The organism is Achromobacter sp. SIMBA_011 (assembly GCF_046535435.1).
Classification (GTDB): Bacteria; Pseudomonadota; Gammaproteobacteria; order Burkholderiales; family Burkholderiaceae_B; genus Achromobacter; species Achromobacter dolens.
This window is the reverse complement of sequence record NZ_JAWRWN010000655.1, coordinates 1-263: the sequence shown is the minus strand read 5'-3', so window position 1 is coordinate 263 and position 263 is coordinate 1. Positions and strand designations below refer to the sequence as shown.

General features: G+C 62.4%; 1 pseudogene. It reads left to right on the top strand.

Annotated features, from left to right (window positions below):
- Window positions 1–57: 57 nt before the first annotated feature.
- Window positions 58–263: pseudogene (locus SB816_RS32580) on the top strand (protein translocase subunit SecF); the annotation flags it as partial.

Genomic DNA, 263 nt, shown 5'->3' with positions numbered 1-263 from the left:
CAAGGCGTGTCGCCGAAGAAACCGGGCTCGACCCAATAAGGCCCCGGAGACGAAGCCATGGAATTTTTCCGCATCCGTAAAGACATTCCGTTCATGCGGCACGCGCTGGTGTTCAACGTGATCTCGCTGGTCACGTTCCTCGCCGCCGTGTTCTTCCTGTTCCACCGCGGGCTGCACCTGTCCGTCGAATTCACCGGCGGTACGGTGATCGAAGTCCAGTACCAGCAGGCCGCGCAGCTCGAACCCGTGCGCGCGACGCTCGG